Below are 24,506 nucleotides of genomic sequence, written 5' to 3' on the forward strand. Positions count from 1 at the left end.
TTGCATTTCAAAATAACTTTTATCCAACAAACCTTGCACTATTTTATCTTACAACAGCCTTTTCTTCCATTAATGCACGATAACGCCCGCTGTAAAAAATGAGAGGCTCAGCATCCTCTAAATGAATATCCGTAACACGGCCGATAAATAATGTGTGGTCACCTTCCATATGTTCGGCAGAAACTTCACAGGCAATCTGGGCCACAGCACCAGATAAAACCGGCTTTCCGTCAAGACGGTCGAAGACTACTTCACGTGGCTCTTTTATTTGTCCTGCGAAAATCATCGAAAGCTCTTGCTGGTCCGCTGCTAGAATATTCACTGAAAATGATTGGCTTTGTTTAATTTTCTCTAGAATTTTAGCTTTCTCACCAATCGAGATAACAACCAGCTTTGGGCTTAGAGATACTGACATGAAAGCATTGGCAGTCATGCCATGCACATCACCTTCTACATCTGTGGCAATGACGGTAACACCGGTAGCAAATTTCCCCATAGCGGTGCGAAATTGACGATCATCCATTTTAAAACCTCCAATCTATTAATCTACTTATGTTTCAATAGTTTTGACTTCCTTATTTTACAACTATTAATTTCTTACCCCTGCATCTAGTTCAAGCGCACCAACTCTAATCGTCCGTTCACTTTCTCTATTTCTCGTTCTATCTCCCCAATAAGTGGATCCGTATTTAAGATATTCATCCCAGCTCCAGCCAATCGGTTCCCAATCAGGTTCGAAAATCAAATAGCCATTTGAGAATATTTCTACTCTCATACCGCTTCCTGGATCCAACACATAGATAAACATCGCTTGGGAGATACCGTGTTTTCCAGGACCAATGAATTCGATCTCATATTCACATAAAATATCGGCAGCACGTAAGACATCCTGTGCGTTATCCAGCCAGTATGCCATATGGTGCAATTCCGCAGAAGAAGCAGCTTTTGGATTAGACATTACTGCAATATCATGAACAAGAGGGGTTACGCTCATCCAACCAGCCACTTGTTTGTTATCTGGATCTACAAGATATTCCCTTAATTTAAATCCAAGCTTTTCATGCAGATAATTGGTAATTAATTGATTATCCATATTGGTTAAGAGGTTAACATGGTCGATTCGTCGTGGAGACAATCCTTTTCTCCAGGCTTTATATGGCTGGTTTTTAAGAGTTGCTTTCCGGCTTTTTTCAATTCCAGGTTTCTCCATATCGAAATATAATTCTAACTGATGGCCACTAGGTAATTGGAAACGAATGGCTTCTCCTTGGCCGACTTCCTCACCAGCAGAAATCCAGTTCACAACTGTACCGGCATCTTGTAATAATTGAGCAAAATGGCCTAAATCTTCTCGTCTTTTTGTTTTAAATGCAATATGGTCTACATAAGAAGTTTCTCCAGCTGTAATCGAGAGTGTATGATGTTCAAAATCCCCCCAGGCACGTAAATAGTGTGTACCACCGACTTCACGAGTTTCTTCTAAACCGATGACATCTTTGAAAAACCAAAGGGATTTTTCCAAATCTTCTGATACCAATGCAACATGCCCTAATTTTGCTATTTCTGGTGCATATATAAATTTTTCCATTACCCTTTCCCACCTTTATCCATACTTAAATTGAACTTCAACTTTATCCTTGTATATTGGTTTCAAATCCAAATAAATGTCTTCCATAGCCGTCAATTCCATCTTCATATAATGAAGTAATATGTGTGCCCACAGCGATTAAATCACGAGTGAACATTTCAACAGGGTGCCCTTTTAAAAGAGCATGGCCGCCAAGAGTTAATAAGCATTTCACCCCAATTTGAACACATTTATCGATAATGGATGCCCTCATGGCCTTATATTTAGCCCCTTCATAAGGACCGCCTTTGTCTTTTTCCATCATGGCAATATACTCTTTCATCATTAATCTGGCATGATCCATTTCCAAACTTAACTCAGCAAGAACCCGTTGACTTGTAGGAGACTCTTTTTCTTTTACTCCTGTAAAACGAATCCGACCGGCCGTATGTTTCTTAAACTCTTCTAATATCCGTTCTGCACCGCCAATTGCCATTGCTGCAAAACCAACATAGAATCCTGGATAAAAAGGAGTGTCATAGTATAAATAATTTGAATCATAGTCTGCTTCAGGCGGCTGGCTGCATGCTGCGATTTTATGGAATCGTAAAATCGCTTCGCGTTTTACAAACACGTTATCAACAATCAGCATATGACTGCCTGAACCGCGCAATCCCATTGAATCCCAGTCCTTGATAATCGTACAATCGGAAACCTTTAGACAGATCCCAACACGTTCTTCTATGTCGGAGTCATCAAATTGCATAAAGGCACCGACCCCAACCCAGTCACTATAGGAGATACCGCTTACAAATTTGTATTTACCAGAGATTAAATAACCGCCATCGACTTCTTCCACTTTCCCGACCGGTGCAAATACATCGGCAACAAAACCACCTTGTGAAACCACTTCATCACGTAATGGTTTTGGGAGATAAGAAACCCAAGCATTATGCAAGCTGAAAAAACAGGCAAGCCATGCACTTGATAAATTATAATTTCCGACCGTTCTTACAAAATCGACATATGTCGTCCAGTCGATTTGGGGAAAGCCATATTCCTGTGGAAGGAGTAACCTGTGAATTTGTTCTTCTCTCATTACATTGACCACGTTCTCTGAAACCGTTGCATTTTTATCAGCTTGTAATGCTTCGGCTTCAGCAATCTCCCCGATTTTTATTGCTTTTGCAATAATTTCTTCATATAAATCATTCTTCTTAACTACATCTAACATGTCATCACACCTTCCCAAAAATTTAACTAAGGGTTATTCCTTGAAAAAGTCTATCGTAAATTGATTAACAAGTTCAGGCTGATCGGTTTGGCACTGATGTCCGCAATCTTCAATATAGGTAAATTCAATATTTGGAAGCATTTCCTCTAGCTTGTAAGCCCTTTCAATTGGAGCTAATGTGTCATCTTTACCCCATAGGAACTTTGTAGGTACTTTTAGATTCGGCAACGAATCCTTAATGCAATAGCGATCCCATAACTTAAGATCGTTATTCATCTGCTTTAGATATTTATCAAATGCCTCGTTAGATTCCTTGTACCCTTCTCGAGTCGTTGCATGATGGCGGTATTGAATTAATTCTTCTGATACGGAAGCTGAGTTTCTTAGGTAACTATTGGAAGTAAGAAATCTTCTCATCGCTTCTTCCGTGTAATCGTATCCGATTACCTCTAAAAATGATTTTGTTCTACTCGGATCCGGTTCAGGCTGCATCGCTTGATAAATCGTATTACTTCCTATTAAAATCACTTTCTTTACTCGATCTGGATGATCAATTGCCAATTTTGCTGCTAGGTAAGCCCCTTGCGAATTTCCAATCAAGTATGCTTCGTCCAAACAAAGTGCGTCCATGAAATCTTTTATGTGATCGACTAAGCTCTGGTGACCTCTAGTTGGCCAAGCATGTGGACGTGTATCTGTATATCCCATCGATATCTGATCAGGAGCAAATGCCCGGAATCCTGCTTCTGCCAATGCCGGCAGCATATAGCGCCATCCTGCAGCACCTGAAGCACCTGGTCCTGCTCCATGAAGCATAATCACGGCAGGTCCTTCTGTTCCAGCCCATGAATAATGGGTCTTAACCCCATTTGCCAGCACCCAGCCATCATAAAAATCAACACCAAGTTTTACCATTTATTCAGCCTCCTCATTTACTTTGTAATTCTATGATACTTCTAAATATTCTGAAATTTAATGTCACTTTTTATTGAAATCATAGAAAAATATAATAAAATTTATTAAATATTAATATATTCATGTGAATTATGTTAGTAATAATGAGAGGGAACCATGAAGTAATTATTTGTGAATTAGTTAAATTTACTATAAAAACAGAATGGGAATAAAAAAATGACCCAAAAGAGTCGTTATTCAACGATCTTTGAGTCAGTCTAATTAAATACCTTCGTTCAAAATGACTAGATCTATTAATCTCTCTTCTGGTCGCCTTCAATAGCGAGCATGTTCTGGTATATACAAAAAGCTTACTTTCTTACAACATTTGAAGAAAAGTTGAAGTGTTGCTGAATCTCGGAAATCCAGTGGGCAAAATACTCATAGGAGTCTATTTTTAACCCAGCATCATAGAGTTCATGAGCGGCCGCCGCTCGAAAACCAGCATTTGGCAGTGCAGCTTCCTTAGCGTAGTGAGCCAGACAATCAACCCATTTTTCCCGATGTTCTGTATCACTTAAAGGATTGCTTTTTGTACCAGGTGCATGCCAAACCTGTTTCCCCACGATTTTCCCAATCGTTGTTTTTATTTGTATTTCGACTGGCAAATTTTCAATTTCTTGGCCTGTTTTAGTTTCTCCTTCCATCTCTGATACCTTAATGAGAGGAAGCTTTTTTTGGATTTCAGGACGCGTTACTTGCTGATTTTCAAAGCTGCTCAGTTTGATATAGCCATCGGCCACTGCCGCTAGTGCTGTATACTCTGCACTAAATTTCCCTTGTAATCCTGTTACCGGCCGTGAATGAACGAGTGGTAACAATCCACCTGGAGGTGCCGTTAAAGAGATTTCCTCGATATCTTCCAAGTGAATATTATGTTCCGCTGAAATCGACAATACCCCATGAATAAATCGATGTGTGGCATAGCAGCATGGAAACTTCTTAACGGCAAGTCCTGCCTCTAATAAATCGTACGGTTCCCCAAAACGTATCGATTCAACTTGTTTAATCAATCTCTCAGCATTTTCACCACCGGTAAACGCATGTAAAAAGCCTCTTGACCCAAATATTTCAGGGTTGCCGGTGAATTCATGTTTAGCCAAGGTGGCAGCCTGAATACCAAGTGACGCCGCTAAACCGACGTGAAAAGACTTTGTCATTGTACCAAAATTTTTCTGCAGTCCGCCTGCCATTGAAGCGGAAATGGCAATGGCATTCGAACTTTCTTCCTCGTTTAAACCGTAAAGATAACTACATGCGGCAGCGGCCCCAATTGTTCCCAATGTAGCGGTTGAGTGCCAGCCGAGTTGATAGTGTTTTAAATCAACGATTAGCCCGAGTCGCTGCATGACCTCTGTACCAATGGAATAGGCCGTTATGACTTGTTTCCCAGAACTGGCAAGTTTTTCAGCAAGAGGGATAACCGCAGATAGGATAGGTGCACTTGGATGGGTGATCACACTAGGGGCTGCATCATCAAAGTCAAGCACATGCGACGCGGTACCATTAATAATGGCCGCGTTTTCTACATTGATCTTGGCTTCCTCCCCCCAAAGGGAGGAGCCATTAGGATTATGGGTTTCTGCCGAGTATACTTGCTTTACGATTTCAACTGCAGGCTCTTTCCATCCGGCGAGACTGACACCGATGGTATCGAGGATTGCCAATTTAGCGAGTTTCACTAAATCAGGCGGCAAATGACTATATTGTGTTTCCGTAATAAATTGAGTTATTTTTCCCATCAGTTTATTCGACATTTTCCCATTTCCACCTTTACGCATTTCATATGCATCATCTTCATCTATTAAAAAGATCTTGGCATTTTAAGAACGTGCTGGCCAACATAACTTAAAATTAAATTGTTAGAAACTGGAGCATTTCTAGCTAAACGTGATTCCTTCCATTTTCTTTCAATATGATATTCTTTTGCAACAGAATAGCCTCCAAAGGTAGTCATCGCTGCTTCACCAGCTTCCCAAGCCGCTTCTGTACAAAGATACTTAGCCATATTGGCTTCTGCCCCACAATGAAGCCCCTTATCAAACTTTGCAGCTGCTTTATGCATCATGACCTCGCCAGCCATAACATTGGTATAGGCTTTGGCAATTGGGAATTGAATCCCCTGATTTTGGCCAATTGGACGGTCAAAGACAATCCGCTCTTTGGCATAACGGGCAGCCTTCTCGACAAAGTATTTTCCATCTCCAACAGCTTGTGCAGAGGCTAAAATCCGCTCAGCGTTCAAGCCATCCAGAATACAATATAATCCATTTCCTTCTTCTCCAACTAAAGCATCGGCTGGAACTTCCAGGTCATTAATATAGAGGACGTTCGTTTCATGGTGAACCATCGTGTCAATTGGAGTGGCCACGATCGCATCGCCAACTTCTCTTGTATCGATTAAAAATAAGCTTAATCCCTTCGTCTTCTTATCAACCTTATCAAGTGGTGTCGTCCTTGTTAAAAGTAAAAGCATGTCTGAATGCTGGTAGCGGGAGGTGAAAATTTTCTGACCATTAATGATATATCGATCGCCTTTTTTCTCAGCAAACGTCTTAATTTTCGTCGTATCTGAACCTGCATCTGGTTCTGTCACACCCATGGATTGTAATCTTAACGTTCCATTTGCAATTTGTGGGAGATATTTTCTCTTCTGTTCTTCACTGCCGTGTCTTAATACTGCACCCATCGTATACATTTGCGCATGACAAGCAGTACCTGCACCCCCAGAACGGTTGACTTCTTCCAATATGATTGCCGCTTCGGATAAACCTAGACCTGCACCACCATATTCCTCAGGAATAAGTGCGGATAACCAACCTGCTTTGACCATTGCATCGACGAATTCTTCCGGGTATTCTCCGGCAGCATCACATTTTCTCCAATATTCTTCATCATACCTATTACATATTTCTCTTACGCCATGTCTAATATCTTCTTGTAATTCGCTATATTCAAAATCCATTCTTTCCACCTCATTTTTATAATTTAATCGACTATATTCATTGACTGTAACTATGAATTTAATAATGTGTCTAACTATTTCTTGATATGTTGGCCTACATAATGAAGGAAATAGAATATCCTACCTAATTGCACGGTGGGTAAGTTGGCGAGGAGGGGATGGCTTGTTCTCCTTCCTCCTCGTAGATCGTAATAATTAATACGGGAACAAACGGGGTTCGCGCATAACAGAAATCCATTTTACCGTCGTAAATTCTTCCAGTGCATATTCTCCGTTAAAACGTCCAAGACCAGAAGCCTTTTCTCCGCCAAATGGAATATGTGGCTCATCATTAACCGTTTGATCATTGATATGAACCATTCCTGTATGGATTTGTTGAGCCACTTGCACTCCTCTTTCCACAGAGCTAGTGAAAACAGAACCAGTTAATCCATGAACTGTATCATTTGCAATCTCAATTGCTTCTGCTTCACCATCCACTGGAATAATAACTGCAACAGGACCAAAAATTTCTGACTGTGCAATTTCCATGTCATTTGTTACATCCGTTAAAATATATGGTGTCATTAAATTTCCTTCAACATAACCTTCCAGTTCAAGACGAGCTCCATCCAATACGGCTCTGTCTATTAATCTTCTAATACCATCTACTTGACTACGTTCAATTAGTGGACCAATATCTGTTTCAGGATCCATTGGATCTCCAGATTTTAATCTACTTACTTTTTCCTTAAATACATTTACAAACTGAGGATACACTTTCCGATCGACAATAATGCGATTAATCGCCATACAAATTTGACCCTGGTGCGTATATTTACCAAAAACAGCAGCTGAGGCAGCCTTATTAATGTCAGCGTCATCTAAAACAATAAATCCAGCATTACCACCTAATTCAAGGGCTGTTTTCTTTAATTTTCCACCTGCCAAGGCTCCAATTCTTTCCCCAATTTCAGTAGACCCTGTAAATGAAATCATTCTTGGAATTGGATGCTCAACAAAATAATCACCTATTTCACTACCTGCCCCAACCACAACATTTAGTAACCCTTTTGGAATTCCTGCTTCTTCAAAGATTTCAGCAATGATCAAACCACCGGTAATGTACGTTAAAGTTGCCGGTTTTAAGACAACGCCATTTCCAGTTGCAAGTGCAGATACCACTGAACGCATCGTTAAATGAAACGGAAAATTCCATGGGGAGATGACCCCAACAACCCCTAACGGTAATCGAGTAAGCCTGTTTTCCTTACCAGGAATAATAGATGGAAGAAACTCATCATGCATCCGCATTGGGTAGGTGGCTGCTTCTTTCATAAAACCGGCCCCAATTCCTAATAACTCTAGTTGACTCTTAAAATGTGTTCCTCCGGCTTCCTTAATTAGAAGGTGAACAAATTCATCTTGACGTCGTTCCATAACTGCAATGGCATTCTCAATAAGTTTCGATTTTTCAATAGCAGGTACGTTTGCCCATTCCTTTTGCGCCGTTTGGGCTGCCTGATAGGCTTCATCAATATCAGCTCTGCTTGCAAACCGGATTTCTGCAATTTTTTCACCATTATAAGGATTAATTTGGGTGTGGGTTTTACTGCTGGTCCCTTCCCTCCATTTTCCATTGATGTACATTTTGCTCCATCTTAAATTTTCCATTTACAATCCCCCTAAATTTTTTATTACTAAAGCTAGATTTATGATTAAATATAACTCTAATAGCTTTTTAATCAGGATGTCAGCATTGAGCTTTTTGAAGTATTACAATGATTTTTCTACAATTTCTGCAATATCCAACGTACTTACTTGCTCTTCCTTTTCTGCTGCTTTCACACCATCACTCATCATCGTTAAGCAATAAGGACAATTGCTGCCGATTGCCGTTGGATTAAGACTGAGTGCCTGTTCACTGCGTTCCACATTCACACGTTTTCCTGCTTTTTCTTCTACCCACATCATTCCCCCGCCAGCTCCGCAGCACATGGCATTTTCCCGATTGCGCTCCATCTCCAGCACAGATATTCCAGGGATCGAGTGAAGGATTTTACGGGGAATATCAAATATATTATTATATCTTCCCAAATAGCAGGAATCGTGGTAGGCAATGGCTTCTCGAACTTCGTTAACTGGTTGAATCTGCTTGGTTTCGATTAAATTCCAAATAAACTCTGTATGATGATAGACTTCTGCTTCTAATCCAAATTCAGGATATTCATTTTTAAACGAATTATAAGTGTGCGGACAGATAGTGACAATTTTATTTACACCATAATTCTGGAATGTTTCAATGTTTTGTGCACACAATTCCTGGAATAAGTACTCATTTCCTAATCGGCGGGCTGTATCCCCGGAATTCAGTTCCTCATTTCCGAGGATTGCAAAGTTAACCCCTGCCTTATGCATGATATTGGCTAATGATCTGGCAATCTTCTGGCTTCGCATGTCATATGACCCCATAGAACCTACCCAGAATAAAACATTAAAGCTTTCCTTTTCTTGAACGGTCTGGACGATTTCTTCCATGCCTTCACGCCATTTAAGACGATCATTACGATTAAGGCCCCAAGGATTACTTTGCCTTTCGATGTTTTGCATATAGCGAGAAACATCATTAGGCATTTCCCCTTGTGTCATGACCAGATAGCGGCGAAGATCAATAATTTTATCAACATGTTCATTCATCACTGGACATTGATCTTCACAATTACGGCATGTTGTACATGCCCAAAGTTCTTCTTCGGTAATAACATCCCCGATTAGATTTTCAGAAGGGGCTGCTAACCCTGCAGCGATTTGATTTGCTGCTGTACCACTAAAGGAAATAGCCGGCATCCATGGTGAACGCGATGTAACCGCCGCTCCTTTTTCGGTCAAGTGATCTCTAAGCTTAGTAATCAGCTCCATAGGAGAAAGCATTTTTCCCGTTCCAGAAGCAGGACACATATTCGTGCATCGCCCGCATTCTGCGCAAGCATATAAATCTATTAATTGTTGCTGGGTAAAATCTTCGATTTTTCCTACCCCAAATTCCTCGGCTTCTTCATCTCCAAAATCTATTTTCCTCAATTTTCCAACAGGGCCAATCTTTTTGAAAAAGATGTTGAACATGGCAAACAGTTCATGCATTTGCTTGGATTGTGGAACGAACACCATAAATGACAATACCGTTAATAGATGAACCCACCAAAAAATGTAGAATAAGACTGTCCCCATCGTGGGACCAATTCCTGAAAATACCGTTGCAATCATTCCAGAGAACGGGGCGCGTACCATATCAGGTTGAGACTCTAGCATTACCTTTTCAAAACCAAGTGTCAGCAGAATCGAAACCGTTAGTGTCGTCAAAGCGATATAAACGATCGCTGCTTTTAAATTTCTTTTCCATTGTAATCGCTTTAATTTTTCACCATATCTTCGGTAAAGAGCATATAACACACCGCACAACATGAGGAACGTCGTCCACTCTTGAAGAAAACTGAAGTATTTATGGGCTTCACCAAAAGGAAATTCATAACCGATAAAAAAACCCTTAAGAATGATTTCGATGAGTCCTACTTGAATGATAAAGAACCCGTAGAATAAGACAAAATGCATTAGTCCGCTTTTCTTATCTTTAAACAATTTTCTTTGGCCAAATCCATTCACCAACACAGCATTGATACGTTCTTTTAGATTTAACTCAAAATCTACCTTCTTGCCTAGTTTTACAAATAAATATCTGGAATAAACGATATGGATAAATAAATACAATGCATAAGCTGTTACGGTCATAAACAAGAGAAAATTCACGAGAGCAAACATGTCATACTCCTTATTTTATTGATTTATAGTTTAATAGGGAGAAGGGGGGATTTCCCTTCTTCCTATTCTCTTAGACGGCTGCCCCTTCCAATGCTTTTTTAAACTCTTCTGTCAATAGCGGCACTACTTCAAATAGATCCCCGACGATTCCATAATCTGCAACATTAAAAATTGGAGCTTCAGGGTCCTTATTAATCGCAACAATAAACTTGGAGCTAGACATCCCAGCTAAATGCTGTATCGCACCTGATATTCCACAGGCAATATATAAATCCGGCGTCACCACTTTCCCTGTCTGTCCTATTTGCATGGAATAATCACAAAATTTTGCATCACAGGCTCCTCGGGAAGCACCAACACCAGCACCTAATACATTGGCAAGTTCTTTCAGAGGTTCAAATCCATCAGCACTTTTAACCCCTCTGCCTCCGGAAACAATAATCTTCGCCTCGGTTAAATCCACTCCATCGGCGGCTTTTTTCACTACTTCTTTTATGATCATCCGCAGATCCGTAATCTCTGCCGAAAAGGAAATCAGTTCAGCATTTCGATTTTTATCCGGTTCTCCCATTGGAATGTTATTGGGACGAATGGTCGCAAATACAGTACTGTCTGTTGTCTTTTTCTTTTGAAAGGCTTTTCCAGAATAAATGGGACGAGTAAAGACAATCTCATTTTCTTCAAGAACCAAATCTGTTGCATCAGAAATTAACCCGATGCCCAGTCTTGCTGCCACTCTTGGCGCTAAATCCTTCCCAATTGCTGTATGGCCCAAAAGGATGACATCAGGATTGGTAGATTGAACGACTTGCATAAAAGCTTGCAAATAAACACTAGGAGTATATTGATCCAACTTCTGATTTTCCAAAATGTAAACTTTGTCTGCCCCATACTGCCCCAAAATAGAGGCCTGTAAAGGAGCATTACTGCCAAGAACTGCGGCAATAATTTCACCATCTTGCGATATCCGTTTCGCTGCAGATAACGCCTCAAAGGAAACATTTCGAATATTTCCGTCTCTCATTTCGGCTAAAACTAATACCTTTTTACTCATGTTCATATCCCCCTTATATTACTTTTGCTTCCTGACGTAGAAGCTGTACTAATTCTTTGGTCTGATCTTGTATTTCACCTTCCAAGATTTTGCCTGCAGCTTTTTTTGCTGGCAAATACTGATCTAGAATGATCGTCCTTGCTTGAATCTCTGGTGAATTTATTCCTAAATCAGAGGCGCTTACATGTTCAATCGGCTTCTTTTTCGCCTTCATAATACCCGGTAGAGATGGATAACGCGGTTCATTCAAACCCTGTTGTGCCGTTACCAATAATGGCAGGGAGGATTCAATTATTTCCGTGTTGCCTTCTGCATCCCTTTCGAGGATTGCCTTGCCTGATTCAATTGTTAATTTCGTTACAGTCCCAACATGGTCAATATTTAATTCTTCCGCCAAACGTTGAGCAACTTGACCGGATCCATTGTCGATTGACATATTTCCTCCGAAAATGAGATCAAACGGCCTGTTCTTTATTAACGCTGCTAAAACTTTGGAGCTGGTATATTCATCCCCAAACAGGGATTCATCATCGACAATAATTGCTTTATCCGCCCCCATTGCGATTGCCGTCCGTAAAGATGCCTCCACCCTTGATGGTCCAATCGAAATGACGGTGACTTCTCCGCCAAATTTTTCTTTCAATGCTACAGCTTCCTCAATGGCGTATTCATCATAAGGATTTATTATGAACTTCGCTCCAGCTTCAGAAATCTGTCCACTATTTACTACTATTTTTTCCTCCGTATCAAATGTTTGTTTCATAATCACAACAATATTCACGACTTTTGCCTCCTTTAATGGTATTTATAACCTCTCAATTCTTAAAATTGAATTGTTTTATTATTTGATTAAATTGTATAATAATTTTATAAATAGGGAAAATTCAGTTATTTAATGCTGACCATAAATATTTTTTATGGATTCGATCTAATGAAAGGTTGGAAGGAGTTAATATGCAGGAAAAAGACTGGTTAATCTTAAAAACACTATACGAAGAAAAAAACATTACAAAGGCTGCTGAAAGGCTTTACATAACCCAGCCTGCTCTTACTTATCGGCTCCAGGCAATTGAACAGGAATTCGACGCTAAAATTGTCAACAGAGGTAAAAAGGGAATTGAATTTACGATGGAAGGGGAATATGTCTATCGCTATGCCGAAAAGATGATTGTGGAATTTCGCAATGTAAAAGAGACTTTAAAAAATATGGATAATAAGATTCAAGGGAAATTACGACTGGCCGTTTCTACTAGCTTTGCTATTCATCCCCTGCCCATGATCTTAAAGGATTTTCTTTCTCTTTATCCCGATGTGGAGGTGAACCTGATTACGGGGTGGAGTTCGGAAATGGTTCAACTCGTCAATAAGGAAGAGGCCCAAATTGGGATTATTCGCGGCGAGCATTTTTGGTCAGAAGCCAAAAAGGTCATTAGTGAAGAACCACTTATAGTTGCTTCAAAACAAAAAATCACTCTGGATCAATTACCCTATTTACCACGGATTAATTGTAAAAACGAGTATAATTTGAAACAAATCATAAATAATTGGTGGGATCAGCATTTCACTGAACCGCCACTTGTGACAATGGAAGTCAATCAACTCGAAATCTGCAAGAATATGGTTTCGCGGGGTCTTGGTTATGCAATATTCCCAAGCTCAGCTATTGTTGAAAACGAGGATATTTATAAATTAAAATTGCTGGATAAAAATAATACACCTATTATTCGTAAAACCTCTATCATTTATCGCTATGAGTCTATGGAATCAGCCGTAATTAAAGCATTTATCGATTTTATTAATATCAGATTACCTCAGTTGTGAAAGTATTAGTCAGAAACAGAAATAACCCATTGTCTGAAATCCAGGAGAAACCGAGCTTCCTTCTCCCCTTTCGTGACAATGGGCCTTTTTATTTTAGAATAGAAATAACTAATTCTCTTACAAAATACCAACTGCTATATCTGGGAATAACCAAACTAAGGCTAGTGCCAGAACGACGATTACTATTGAAGGGACCGCCCCCCTTATGATCCGTTCCATTGATTCCTCTGGTACAAGCGTTTTTAAAGCAAATAAATTCATTCCAACTGGAGGTGTAATAACCGCAAGTTCCATGTTAATCATCATCAGGATACCAAACCAGACTGGATCATAACCTAATGTCATAATAATTGGGAAAAAGATAGGTGTTGTGATCAATAGAATTGAAACAACCTCTAGAAAGAATCCCATGACAAGCCAAATTAGGTTCATTGCTAGTAGAACTAGCCAAGGAGAGACATCCATACCTGAAATCCAAGTTCCCAAGAAATCAGAAAGTCCTACCAGTGTTAATGCAGACCCGAATACAAGAGCTCCAACTACAATGGTAAGCAGCATAGCTGTTGTTTTTGCTGATTCGATAAGAATTGCAGGAAGTTGTTTAATTGATAAACTCCGATGAAAGACCACAGATAGAATAAGTGCATAAACCACCCCCACTGCAGCAGCCTCTGTAGGGGAGTATATTCCTGCGTATATACCGCCAAGGACAATTACAGGAAGTAATAAGTCAGGAATCGCTTTCAAAACATCACCAAAACTAGCTTTTGTGAATGATTCTTCTATTTTGATGGCTTTTGGAGCTTTAAAAGCTACCCAAACTCCGAGGAAACCCGCAATAAGAAGGCCAGGCACCACTCCTGCCATAAATAATTTACTAGGTGACACCCCTGTTATGGAGGCATATAAGATTAATCCCATACTCGGGGGAATTAACATACCTAACGAACCGCCGACAGCAGATAACCCATACGTAAGAGTCTTATTATAATTTTGTTTTCTCATTTCCGGTATGGCAATTTTACCAATCGTAAGAACCGACGTCATACTGGAACCAACAATGGCTGCGAAAAAGGTATAAGCTGCGACAGTTGCCACTCCCGTTCCCCCACGAATGCGCCCAATCCAGGAATTCACAAGATGGAAAATACGTTCCCCTCCTTTCCCCTGATAGAGGATTTCACCCATTAAAACGTATAGGGGAATTGCAACAAAAACAAATTCAGAAAGAGTCTTATTCAGCGTTAAAGGTACTTGAATCATAAATTGAGACCCTACGCTAAGAATTGTGACAAGACCGGAAAGGCCTAATGTAAAACCAATGGGAACACCGATGATTAAACATAGGAATAGAACTGCAAATAAGATAATTATGGACGTAACAGAAATCAAGCTATCCACTCCTTAATGGTAATTTTCTTGCGTGATACTAATCATTGAACTGATAGCCGCCATAATCAGGAGAATGCCACTGGCTAGGATGAATGAGTATGGTATCCATAAAGGTGTTGCTAACAATGTGGGTGCTGTAGCCCCTAATCTAAAGGCATTTTCTGCAAAATTAAATCCATAAATAACCAGGATAATGGAATATGGAATTGTTAAAAAGACTGTAACTAACTCTAATATTTTTCTTTTTGTCCCTGTTAATTTTTCGATTAAAAAGGTAACTCGGATGTGTTTTTTTTCAATTAATAATATCCCCATTGAAAAAAAGGCGATAAATTGCACCATATAACTAGATAGCTCATAGGACCAGATGGTTGGAGAATTAAATATATATCTTGAAATAATTTCATAAAAAACAGCAAAACCTAAAACAGCCATAAGGAAAGCTGCGACATATATGCAAAATCGGTTCACTCCATTAAAAATCTTGACGATATAAATCATATATTCTATGGATGCTCCTTTCCCTTCTCATATACTTGTCTGTGTTATTCATCGGAGGATTGGTTTCCCAACCCCCGAATCCCCCCAAAATTACTTCGCTGGATTTTCTTCATTTGCTTTTTGAACTGCATCCATCAGTGGTTGTGCTTTATCACTTGTTTTTAGGAAGTCTTTGTATAAATCTTTTGTAGATTCTTTCCAAAGTTTGAATTCCTCTGCATTTGGTTTATGCAGCCTTACACCCAATTCCTGCATTTTATCCTTATACTTTTGATCATCTGCTTTGGCTTTTTCTCTTGATACATCAGTTGCGGTTTTGCCAGCTTTGAGAATTGCTTCTTTTACGTCATCAGGAAGACCCTTCCACCATTTTAAATTCGCACCAGCTGGGAAAGTTGTCTGAATCGTATTCATATCAGTACCATATTTTGTTACCTCATAAAAACTTCGATCAATAACGGATGAAGCTCCAGTCGCATAACCATCAATCATTCCTCTTTCCATTGCCTGAAAAACTTCCTGGGAACTCATCGTCACCGGGGCAGCCCCCATATCCTCTAACCATTCGGTTATTGCCTGGCCAACTGATCTGAACTTTAATTTTTTCAGATCACTTGGAACATTTATAGGTTTACTACCATAAAGATCACCCGTTCCATACTTAGCCCAGCCGATTAACTTAATATTCAAGTTTTCAAAATCTTTACTAATCAGGTTACCATACTCCCCATCAATTGCAGCAGCTTCTGCTTCCCATGAATCAAACAAAAACGGTAAATCAAAGGATGCTAAAAGTGGCGCAGATGAAGTGGCTACTAGGCCCGCATTCATCCCTCCAATTTCTACTCCCCCTTGACTTATTGCATCACCCATTTGCGTATCATTATAAAGTTGACCATCAGAAAAGGTCTGAGCCTTTATTTTTATGGAAGTATTTTCGGTATTTTTTTCAATTTCCTTTGCAAGAGTTTCAAAAAACACACCTACCGAATGCTCTTTTTGTAAGTTATACGCAATTCGAATATTCATCGTTTCTTGTTTTTTACCACCTGAACCAGCGGATGAAGGTTCAGCTGATTGGCTGCTGCATCCTGATAAAAGTAAGCCGGACATAAGTACTCCCAGCAACCCTTTTTTTAAATTCAATCCCATCAAATTCCCTCCCTTTTAATGTTCCACACATCTTGCCATTCTTGATGACAAATAAGCAGTATTTGGTAACTCTCAAATAGAAATAATTCTACGGATGCGCTTTCATTTTCCACAATGATATTAGAAGGACTATATGCTCCAATGGGGATATTTGTGTTGATGGTTTATCTATAAATCACTTAACTACGATACTACCGATTTTTCCAGTTTGGTTTTCTTTTTTCATTAAATGCGGCAACGCCCTCTAATCGATCCTCTGTAGGAACGACAACATTATAAGCAGCTAAATCCAGTGCATATCCTGTATGGAAATCGACTTCGGTGCCTCGGCTGACACACGTCTTTGCTAGTTTTACAGAGATTGGTGCACTATTCACAATTTCTTGTGCAACTTCCAATGCAACTTCAAGTGCTTGTCCTTTTGCAACCACACGATTGACCATTCCCCACTCATAGGCAAGCTCTGCATCAAATAAACGGCCGGTATAAATCAACTCCTTTGCCCGACGCATACCAACAGCCCTCGAAAGATTTTGTAATCCTCCAGCACCTGGTAAAATTCCTCTCGTTACCTCAGCAAGCCCAAACTTAGCTGTTTCTGATGCAATGATAAAGTCAGCCATCAGGGCTACTTCGCAACCGCCACCGATTGCAAATCCTTCTACTGCCGCTATTACAGGTGTAGGAAAATCCTTAATTGCCAGCGCCTTATCTTCAATCAAATGATGCTGCTTCTTCCAGTCCTCATCACTCATTCCATTTCTTTCCTTCAAATCACCCCCGGCAGAGAATGCCTTTTCACCTGCTCCAGTAATCACCACACATCTTAATTTAGTGTTGTATGCCTGCTCACGAAACAGCTCCAATGCCTCTTTAATTAACTGCGTGTTCATTGAGTTCATTGCGTTCGGTCGATTGAGGGTCACAACCAAAATCTCTTCATTTTCCCCACGAAACTCTGCTTTAATCATTTCCAGTTTGTTTAATTCGGTTTGCATAATTGTCACTCCTTATAAAACTGTTTTACTTTTTAAAAGTAATCCACCGCTGCGTAGATGCCCTGGCAGATTACGGCCTACAATGTTCTCAGCTAATTCTACACATTCTAAAAGCGCTTCAAGGTTGATTCCCGTCTCAATTCCGAGACTTTCACATAAAAAAACTAAATCCTCGGTGGAGATATTTCCTGCTGCCCCCTTCACTGCTGCAAACGGGCAACCGCCAAGACCGGCTATAGCCGATTCAAATTCAGTTACACCCTCTTGAAGTGCTGCGTAAGCATTAGCCATCCCAAGCCCGCGGGTATCATGCAGATGTAAAATAATATCTAATTCCGGCCACTCGTTTTTAATCGCAAACAGCGTGCGCTTGATTTGTTCCGGATTGGCCCAGCCCATCGTATCACAAAGCTTCAGCTTTCTTAGTGTTTCTCCGTTTTTCTCTAGAGCTGCTTTCCCTTTTCGGAGAACATTCAACACCTGCTCTATGGAGATAACTCCTTCAAAATTGCAGCCAAACGTGGCCATTAATGCAATTTGGTCAACAGGGATACTAACTTCGCGATACGCCTCTACCCAAGCTGGAATCGTTCCTAGCAATTCATCTGTTGTTTTATTGGTATTTCTCTTGGCAAATTTGTTACTTGCGGATAGAGAAATTACACCATCAATGTTAACGTTTGCCTGGATTGCTCGGTGCAGCCCTTTCACATTTAGATAAACCGTTCGATAGGCCACGTTTGGAACTCTATCAATTTTAGAAAGCACCTCTTCCGCATCTGCCATATTCGGAACCCATTTTGGATGTACGAAAGATGTGACCTCGATACTTGTTAGACCGGTTTGATTGATTTTATTCACAAACTTTACTTTGTCTTCTGTTAAAACAGGCTGTTCCTCTATTTGAAATCCTTCGCGCGGACCAACCTCATAAACCACGACTTTTTTAGGCAATCCCATTTGCCTACCTCCTCACTTTATCGACGATATCAATCACTTTATCTTCCAACAGCTGGTTGATTTCCCCATCTGTATAACCTAGTTGCTTCAATATTTCCTCGCTATGTTCACCTAACAAGGGTGGGATATTTTGAAGCACACTTCTTTCATTATTAATGGCAAACGGAATGTCAACAATTTTATAATCGTCCACTCGACTGTGTTCAACCGTCTTGATTAATCCTAGAGTATTAACTTGTTCATCTGTAACGACTTTGTCAAGAGAATTAATGGGACTGCAAGGAACCCCGCCTTGACGAAGCATATGGATCAAAACATCGACCGTATATTTCTCTGTTTCTTTTTCAAGCAGATCATGCAACTCATAACGATTTTTTACTCGTTCACTATTTGCTGAAAATCTAGAATCGACAGGTATTTCGATAATGTCCAGTGTGTTACACAGCTTTTCAAATAAGCGGTTATTCCCTGCAGCAATCATCACCCAGCCATCTTCTGCCTTGAAGGCTTCGTATGGAGCAATTAATGGCATGGCTGTTCCTAGTTTCTGAGGAACTTTCCCCGTTTCCATATAAGTAGATAATTGTAAGCTGCCCCATGTGACACCCGTTTCTAGTAAACTATTAGAAACCTTGCTGCCTTCCCCTGTTGTATTTCGTTTATGCAAGGCAGCCAAGATACCCATCGTTAGCCACATTCCAGATCCCATATCATTTATTGATACACCAACCCGAGCTGGATCATCACCAGGGTTCCCTGTCACACTCATAATTCCTGTGTAAGCCTGAATAAGCGGGTCATAACCAGGGAGCGTCATCATGGGACCGATTTCACCAAAGGCACTAATCGAACCATATATAATAGAAGGATTTAGTTCAGCAATCTTTTCGTAATCCAATCCCTTCTTTTCTGCTGTTGTCGGCTTCATACTATGAACGAGAATGTCCACTTTCTTTGCCAGTTCGTAGACCAATTTAATTCCTTTTGGATTTCCCAAATCAATGGAAACACTTTTCTTATTTCGATTGACCGCCATAAAGGCTGCTGATTCACCTGGTCTGGCGCCTTCACCTCCCCAATGCCTTGTATCATCACCATCAACAGGTTTTTCAACCTTGATCACGGTCGCCCCTAAATCACCTAATAATTGGGTACAAAATGGTCCAGCTATGTTTTGTGTCAAGTCTAAGACAGTAATGCCTGAAAGGATAGCCGACATTATTTTTCCTCCTCGTATACGTTTATTTCAATCTATATCTAATGATATTGATAGTTTTATGTTAACCTAATATTTTGAATATTTTAAATAAGTCTTTTATACAGTCACCATAAATTATTTTTATTGTTGGCTGTGTTTAACCTTAGTTATTGATTTCCTCTCCAATCAATTGGATATAAATACAACAAGCCCTTTAACACTGACTTATTTTAAATAATGTGGTTTAAATCTTTTGCTGAGATACCTCTGGAACGCGTACATCCAGGACGACGGATTTACCGAGTCTTTTCACAACCTCTAATCCATGGCGGAATGCTTCTTTTACTTCTGAGGGTTTTTCAACCTTTATGGGATAGGCTCCGCCTGCTGCCTCTGCTACCTTTGCATAGTCTGCCGGTTTATCGAAATTGACCCAGAACTGATCGGTTTGATTGGCAATTCCGTTTGGATGAACTCCAAGGGTCGACATTCTAGGTGCTCCCCATCCTCTATTATTGAAGATGATCGTTAAAAATGGAGCATTGTATTTTCTAGACATCCAATGGACGGGTGTTGGATTACTAAACATGTAGGTGCCGTCGCCGGTGAGGCTGATTACGGTCTTATCTGGTGCAGCCAATTTTGCCCCGATTGCTGCTCCCCCGTTCCAGCCTAAAGCACTGGCACCGCTCGCATAATAAGTACCTGGTTTGTTGCGGCCTAAATGTTTACATACATTTTCATAATTCGTAATGGCTTCATTTAATACAATAGTATCTTCATCAATCGCTTCACGCAGGCAAGCAAGCAAATAGGCTGGTGTAATTGTGTCAGGATCATTTAGCTCTTCTTGATTTCTCCATTCGTTTCTTTGTTTATTATGGATTTGTGAAATTTTGTGATACCGTCTGTTTACCGTTTCTTCGTCAATCTTCTCTTGCTCCAACCATGCATTCAATTGTTGAAGTGCTGTAAATGAATCCGCTTTCATGAAGCTCTCGGAAGGAATATACCAAAGAGGTGTTCGTTCTTTTAAAGGATCAACATCAATGTAATAGATTTTACAATCCTTCGTTGGCTTATTAATTAACGGAATCCATGGCACATCACTATCTAAAATTAATATCAGGTCTGCTTCTGCAAGAATGTCATTTTGTTTCGGTGTATTCCATTGATATCCCACATGCATTGGGTGATCGGCTGGGAAATTCAAATAATTTGGTGCAGATTCAATGACAGGAATAGCTAACTTATCACTGAGGCTGACTAATTTTCTTACCGCTTCTTTGTTACGCCCCAAGAATGAAGTAACAATCAGCGGTTTTTTTGCTTGAAGCAGGGCCTTACCGATTTCTTCAATTTTTTTGGGATGGACAGCACTTGGCGCTATCGGGCCCCATCTTTTTGTATCAATTGAAACAGGTTTCACCTCTTCTTCTAATACTTCTCTGGCAGCCATTAGATAAACTGGCCCTTGCGGTTCACTTTGGGCAATTTGCAATGCCCGGTGAACCATCTGCTTCGCATTTTTACCTGTTTTAATTTCATTGTTGTATTTCATATATTCACGGACAATCCCCCGCTGATCCGATACATCCTGCAACCAATGGATAAATTCATTCCGGCTTCCAACCATTTCTCCTTCCTGAGTAAATGGAGAGGCACCTGCAAAAACCAGCACTGGGATTTTCCCTACCGCTGCATTATGAATTGCTCCACCCAAATTTTGAGTTCCACACTCCACATGAACAAACACAGCTTGCGGCTTTCCACTTACCTGAGCATATCCATGGGCGGCACTCATTGCGACAAACTCATGGGGACATACGATAATTTCTGGCATTTCCATATTATCTACTTTTGCTTGGGCCCAGCTTTCGATAATTGCTGGGTGATCACTACCCAAATTGGCGAAGATATAGGAAACACCAGCTTCCTCTAATGCTTCTACTAATGCACTAGCACCTGTATATTTACTCTGATACTCTTTTTCTTTTATTTCTTGATTAACCAAAAGCGATGAATCTATTTGTAGGACCATAACCATTCTCCTTTCGCCTGCTAAATTTACTTACTACGTCTGAATATTTTTAAAATTTGTATTATTCAATTAACTATAGTATAAATATATATAGCAGCAAACTATTTATCAATACCAATATAGTTATGATTTCCATAGATAGCATCTATGGAAGAAAGGTGAATTTATGGAGATACGACTTCTGGAATACTTTATGGCAGTATGTAAGAACTTACATTTTACAAAAGCTGCTGAACAATTAAGAATCAGCCAACCTACCTTAAGCCACCAAATAAAACTGTTAGAAGATAGACTTGGCACCCCGCTTTTTGAGAGAGTAGGGAAAAAGGTTTTCATCACACAGGCAGGAAAAATTTTATTGGAACACAGTGAAAAAATATTCATTGAATTGGATCAGATCGATATTAAAATCAAAGAAATCAGGGGTCTGCAACGTGGAAAATTAACGATTGGGTGTTCGGGCAACCATTTACTTACATCCTCCATTATTCCCTTTAATAGTCAATATCCAGAAATAGAGTTATCCATCCAAGAAATAACAACAGAAGAGGCAGTTCTGGGCCTTTTGAATCATCAATTAGACATTGGCGTCATTTTTTTGGATACACAACCCGAACAACTTGAGAGTGTATCCCTTTTTACCGAGGAACTTTTTTTAATTGTCTCTGATACTCATGAACTGGTCGGACGATCAATGGTAAAATTTCAGGAACTACAAGGAATTCCAATGGTTTTTTTGCCGAAAAAGTTTTTAATACGTCAATTCATCGATGAGATTTGTCAAAATAATGGTTTCACACTACGTCCAATCATTGAACTTAGTACTCTTGATGCACTGCAGCAAATGGTAAGTATAAATAAGGTAGCTAGCATCATGCCTAAGTCATACCTGAAAAGCTTCTACAAATCTAAAAAAATCAAACAAATACCAATCGTTGACCCCACCCCCCAAAAATCGGTTGGAATCGTTTATCGAAAAAATGCTTTTATGGATAAAACCACGAACACGTTTATCAAACATTTAATAGAGACTTACAAACATAATGGGTAACTTACCGGATCAAATGCTTTGAATGGCATCAGCCTTATGCCCATGAACCTGCCGCTAAATGAGCTAGGAATGATCAACAATTCCTAGCTCTATTTATATCTAGAGCTCCATTATTTGTAGTAGTTTCCCGAATATAGGAAGAACCTATTATGTAAAGCCTACCGTTAGTATCCCTTTTTAACCGTTCCATATTTCCTGTACCCTTATGTCCGTATAATTAACAAAGACATAAAAAAAACTGCCGGCAAACCCAAGTCTTTCGGATTTGTCGACAGTCTGAAAGTCCTTTTCATACAATATTATAAAAAGGACTTTTTCTGTAATAAATGCTTCAAAATTTAAATATAGTCTTATTTGATCAATAACATAAATTGCCAGTATTGTTAGTATTGGATTTTCGAATTTTCGATAATGATCTTTTCTATTTTTCTTATAAAATAGCGCTTCCTAATACAACAAAAATTAACCATGCTACTATAGGACTTAATACAATAAAGAGTCCACCAACAGTTAGGAGTTTCATGAAGAATACACGTTCTGGCACTCCTTGGACATTGGCAAGATATAAAGCTCCACCTGTCGTGAATGGACTTAAGTCAACAAGACTCGATGCAAGAGCTATTGCTGTTACTACACCTATAGAAGAAACAGCTGGGTCAGTCAAAATTGGAGCAGCCATAGGAATAATAACACCCAATAACCCTGTTGTAGACGCAAAAGCCGAGGTAACTCCGCCAATATATGTTGTTACTAGAGAGGTAAGGTACGGGTTGCCTACTTCTTGAATCAACGCGGTTACATATTGAATAGTTCCAACTTGTTCAAGTACACCTATGTAAGTTACGATTCCTGACACCAAAAGAAGGGTTGGCCATGGCATTTTTTTAAGCACGTCAGCTTGATTTTTTGAATCCATAAGAGCTATTACTGCTCCCAACGTTAGAGCCACAAACCCCATATTAAGCTGAAAACCCATTACTAATATAATAAGTAAAACTAAACCTGCAAGCGTAACTCCTCGATAAAAAGTCATTCTATTTTCTGCACTTGATTCAAATTTAGATGGTACCTCTTCTGCAGCTGCTACTAAAGCCTGTGCATTTTGCGAGTTCCTTAGTAAACGTATTCCTCCTAATAAGATATACCCTAGAATAGCTATAAATAAATTAAAGAGAAGGATATTTATATACAACATACCAGGCGAAAAAAGAATCTCTTTAGAAGCCATCGCATCGTTTACGATAATACCAAAAATGTTTAATGGAGAAAAACTCCCTGCAACTACGCCGGACTGAATCACAATCACCATGAGCATTGGGTTTATTTTGTACTGAAATGCTAATCGTAAACCAATCGGCGCGAGGACAGCACAAACCGGTATTACTGAAGTCCCAATACTCGTTAATACAGTGGCCAGTAAAAACAGAACCCAAGGAATTAATCCAATTTTTCCTTTTAGTAACCGGAGGCCCCAACCGGTAATTAAATCTACCGTACCATTATTTTGAACGATCGCAAAAAGATAGGTGACTCCCGCAAGCAGAATAAATAGATCAGCTGGAAAACTGCTGTAGATATCATCCAAAGTAATCTGACCGCTAAAAGCCATTATTAGAAATGACAATACAAATCCTAATATCCCGATATTTATCGAGAATACTGCTCCGATAATAAACATAACAACTAGGAAAATAATTGAGATAATCTCTATACTCATAAAAACCTCCTACATAAAAAAGGTATTTGATTCTTATTATCTCGAATGCAGAACTAGCCTTTTTTATCACAGCCTCTGAATCTTCAGAACATATAAACAAGCCGAG

At 39.6% G+C, this 24,506-nt stretch carries 20 protein-coding genes; 2 read left to right on the forward strand and 18 right to left on the reverse strand.

From position 1 onward, the window contains the following. Positions 1-43: 43 nt before the first annotated feature. The 10 genes from FS608_RS06695 to FS608_RS06740 form a co-directional block, all read right to left on the reverse strand. On the reverse strand, positions 44-523 hold the full coding sequence (locus FS608_RS06695; protein WP_144548459.1) for a flavin reductase family protein: 480 nt from the start codon (positions 521-523) through the stop codon (positions 44-46). Between the two features lie 66 nt (positions 524-589). Beyond that, positions 590-1,588, reverse strand: coding sequence for a VOC family protein (locus FS608_RS06700; protein WP_186328631.1), 999 nt, complete (start codon positions 1,586-1,588; stop codon positions 590-592). Between the two features lie 43 nt (positions 1,589-1,631). After that, positions 1,632-2,801, reverse strand: a complete 1,170-nt coding sequence (locus FS608_RS06705; protein ID WP_144548460.1) for an acyl-CoA dehydrogenase family protein — start codon at positions 2,799-2,801, stop codon at positions 1,632-1,634. A gap of 33 nt (positions 2,802-2,834) precedes the next feature. Next, positions 2,835-3,716 carry an alpha/beta fold hydrolase gene (locus tag FS608_RS06710; protein ID WP_144548461.1) on the reverse strand — a complete coding sequence of 294 codons (882 nt, stop codon included), beginning with the start codon at positions 3,714-3,716 and terminating at the stop codon, positions 2,835-2,837. Between the two features lie 350 nt (positions 3,717-4,066). Continuing rightward, positions 4,067-5,512 (reverse strand): MmgE/PrpD family protein, encoded by a 1,446-nt coding sequence (locus tag FS608_RS06715; RefSeq protein WP_186328632.1) that lies wholly within the window; start codon positions 5,510-5,512, stop codon positions 4,067-4,069. A gap of 47 nt (positions 5,513-5,559) precedes the next feature. After that, positions 5,560-6,720: an acyl-CoA dehydrogenase family protein gene (locus FS608_RS06720; RefSeq protein WP_144548463.1), complete on the reverse strand. Its 1,161-nt coding sequence runs from the start codon at positions 6,718-6,720 to the stop codon at positions 5,560-5,562. Positions 6,721-6,915: 195 nt separating this feature from the next. Further along, positions 6,916-8,373 (reverse strand): aldehyde dehydrogenase family protein, encoded by a 1,458-nt coding sequence (locus FS608_RS06725; RefSeq protein ID WP_144548464.1) that lies wholly within the window; start codon positions 8,371-8,373, stop codon positions 6,916-6,918. A gap of 102 nt (positions 8,374-8,475) precedes the next feature. Continuing rightward, positions 8,476-10,515 (reverse strand): (Fe-S)-binding protein, encoded by a 2,040-nt coding sequence (locus FS608_RS06730; protein WP_144548465.1) that lies wholly within the window; start codon positions 10,513-10,515, stop codon positions 8,476-8,478. Between the two features lie 70 nt (positions 10,516-10,585). After that, positions 10,586-11,569, reverse strand: a complete 984-nt coding sequence (locus FS608_RS06735) for an electron transfer flavoprotein subunit alpha/FixB family protein (RefSeq protein ID WP_144548466.1) — start codon at positions 11,567-11,569, stop codon at positions 10,586-10,588. Positions 11,570-11,582: 13 nt separating this feature from the next. Next, positions 11,583-12,350 (reverse strand): electron transfer flavoprotein subunit beta/FixA family protein, encoded by a 768-nt coding sequence (locus tag FS608_RS06740; protein WP_144548467.1) that lies wholly within the window; start codon positions 12,348-12,350, stop codon positions 11,583-11,585. A 173-nt stretch (positions 12,351-12,523) separates the two neighbouring features. On the opposite strand from FS608_RS06740, the gene FS608_RS06745 reads away from it, so the two are divergent. After that, entirely contained in the window at positions 12,524-13,390 is an 867-nt protein-coding gene (locus tag FS608_RS06745) for a LysR family transcriptional regulator (RefSeq protein WP_144548468.1), read from the forward strand. A gap of 117 nt (positions 13,391-13,507) precedes the next feature. On the opposite strand, the gene FS608_RS06750 is transcribed toward FS608_RS06745, so the two are convergent. The 7 genes from FS608_RS06750 to FS608_RS06780 form a co-directional block, all read right to left on the reverse strand. After that, positions 13,508-14,782, reverse strand: coding sequence for a TRAP transporter large permease (locus tag FS608_RS06750; RefSeq protein WP_186328633.1), 1,275 nt, complete (start codon positions 14,780-14,782; stop codon positions 13,508-13,510). 12 nt (positions 14,783-14,794) lie between these two features. Then, positions 14,795-15,217 (reverse strand): TRAP transporter small permease subunit, encoded by a 423-nt coding sequence (locus FS608_RS06755; protein WP_222127315.1) that lies wholly within the window; start codon positions 15,215-15,217, stop codon positions 14,795-14,797. Between the two features lie 156 nt (positions 15,218-15,373). Further along, positions 15,374-16,435, reverse strand: coding sequence for a TRAP transporter substrate-binding protein (locus FS608_RS06760; RefSeq protein ID WP_144548471.1), 1,062 nt, complete (start codon positions 16,433-16,435; stop codon positions 15,374-15,376). 191 nt (positions 16,436-16,626) lie between these two features. Further along, positions 16,627-17,433 carry an enoyl-CoA hydratase-related protein gene (locus FS608_RS06765; RefSeq protein WP_144548472.1) on the reverse strand — a complete coding sequence of 269 codons (807 nt, stop codon included), beginning with the start codon at positions 17,431-17,433 and terminating at the stop codon, positions 16,627-16,629. 12 nt (positions 17,434-17,445) lie between these two features. Next, on the reverse strand, positions 17,446-18,393 hold the full coding sequence (locus FS608_RS06770) for a hydroxymethylglutaryl-CoA lyase (protein ID WP_144548473.1): 948 nt from the start codon (positions 18,391-18,393) through the stop codon (positions 17,446-17,448). A 4-nt stretch (positions 18,394-18,397) separates the two neighbouring features. Further along, complete coding sequence (locus tag FS608_RS06775; protein WP_144548474.1) at positions 18,398-19,612, reverse strand: CaiB/BaiF CoA transferase family protein; 1,215 nt, start codon at positions 19,610-19,612, stop codon at positions 18,398-18,400. A gap of 223 nt (positions 19,613-19,835) precedes the next feature. Further along, on the reverse strand, positions 19,836-21,632 hold the full coding sequence (locus FS608_RS06780) for a thiamine pyrophosphate-requiring protein (protein WP_144548475.1): 1,797 nt from the start codon (positions 21,630-21,632) through the stop codon (positions 19,836-19,838). A 166-nt stretch (positions 21,633-21,798) separates the two neighbouring features. Here FS608_RS06780 and FS608_RS06785 point away from each other — a divergent pair, with 166 nt between their 5' ends. Further along, positions 21,799-22,683, forward strand: a complete 885-nt coding sequence (locus tag FS608_RS06785) for a LysR family transcriptional regulator (RefSeq protein ID WP_144548476.1) — start codon at positions 21,799-21,801, stop codon at positions 22,681-22,683. Positions 22,684-23,113: 430 nt separating this feature from the next. On the opposite strand, the gene FS608_RS06790 is transcribed toward FS608_RS06785, so the two are convergent. Further along, positions 23,114-24,400 (reverse strand): SLC13 family permease, encoded by a 1,287-nt coding sequence (locus FS608_RS06790; protein ID WP_144548477.1) that lies wholly within the window; start codon positions 24,398-24,400, stop codon positions 23,114-23,116. Positions 24,401-24,506: the final 106 nt, after the last annotated feature.

The sequence above is a fragment of the Bacillus sp. X1(2014) genome, assembly GCF_007678255.1.

What these genes read in the sequence shown, in the direction of transcription:
- FS608_RS06695 (WP_144548459.1), bottom strand. Translation starts at nt 523, where the DNA reads ATGGATGATCGTCAATTTCGCACCGCTATGGGGAAATTTGCTACCGGT.
- FS608_RS06700 (WP_186328631.1), bottom strand. Translation starts at nt 1,588, where the DNA reads ATGGAAAAATTTATATATGCACCAGAAATAGCAAAATTAGGGCATGTT.
- FS608_RS06705 (WP_144548460.1), bottom strand. Translation starts at nt 2,801, where the DNA reads ATGTTAGATGTAGTTAAGAAGAATGATTTATATGAAGAAATTATTGCA.
- FS608_RS06710 (WP_144548461.1), bottom strand. Translation starts at nt 3,716, where the DNA reads ATGGTAAAACTTGGTGTTGATTTTTATGATGGCTGGGTGCTGGCAAAT.
- FS608_RS06715 (WP_186328632.1), bottom strand. Translation starts at nt 5,512, where the DNA reads ATGTCGAATAAACTGATGGGAAAAATAACTCAATTTATTACGGAAACA.
- FS608_RS06720 (WP_144548463.1), bottom strand. Translation starts at nt 6,720, where the DNA reads ATGGATTTTGAATATAGCGAATTACAAGAAGATATTAGACATGGCGTA.
- FS608_RS06725 (WP_144548464.1), bottom strand. Translation starts at nt 8,373, where the DNA reads ATGGAAAATTTAAGATGGAGCAAAATGTACATCAATGGAAAATGGAGG.
- FS608_RS06730 (WP_144548465.1), bottom strand. Translation starts at nt 10,515, where the DNA reads ATGTTTGCTCTCGTGAATTTTCTCTTGTTTATGACCGTAACAGCTTAT.
- FS608_RS06735 (WP_144548466.1), bottom strand. Translation starts at nt 11,569, where the DNA reads ATGAGTAAAAAGGTATTAGTTTTAGCCGAAATGAGAGACGGAAATATT.
- FS608_RS06745 (WP_144548468.1), top strand. Translation starts at nt 12,524, where the DNA reads ATGCAGGAAAAAGACTGGTTAATCTTAAAAACACTATACGAAGAAAAA.
- FS608_RS06755 (WP_222127315.1), bottom strand. Translation starts at nt 15,217, where the DNA reads ATGGCTGTTTTAGGTTTTGCTGTTTTTTATGAAATTATTTCAAGATAT.
- FS608_RS06760 (WP_144548471.1), bottom strand. Translation starts at nt 16,435, where the DNA reads ATGGGATTGAATTTAAAAAAAGGGTTGCTGGGAGTACTTATGTCCGGC.
- FS608_RS06765 (WP_144548472.1), bottom strand. Translation starts at nt 17,433, where the DNA reads ATGCAAACCGAATTAAACAAACTGGAAATGATTAAAGCAGAGTTTCGT.
- FS608_RS06770 (WP_144548473.1), bottom strand. Translation starts at nt 18,393, where the DNA reads ATGGGATTGCCTAAAAAAGTCGTGGTTTATGAGGTTGGTCCGCGCGAA.
- FS608_RS06775 (WP_144548474.1), bottom strand. Translation starts at nt 19,612, where the DNA reads ATGTCGGCTATCCTTTCAGGCATTACTGTCTTAGACTTGACACAAAAC.
- FS608_RS06780 (WP_144548475.1), bottom strand. Translation starts at nt 21,632, where the DNA reads ATGGTCCTACAAATAGATTCATCGCTTTTGGTTAATCAAGAAATAAAA.
- FS608_RS06785 (WP_144548476.1), top strand. Translation starts at nt 21,799, where the DNA reads ATGGAGATACGACTTCTGGAATACTTTATGGCAGTATGTAAGAACTTA.
- FS608_RS06790 (WP_144548477.1), bottom strand. Translation starts at nt 24,400, where the DNA reads ATGAGTATAGAGATTATCTCAATTATTTTCCTAGTTGTTATGTTTATT.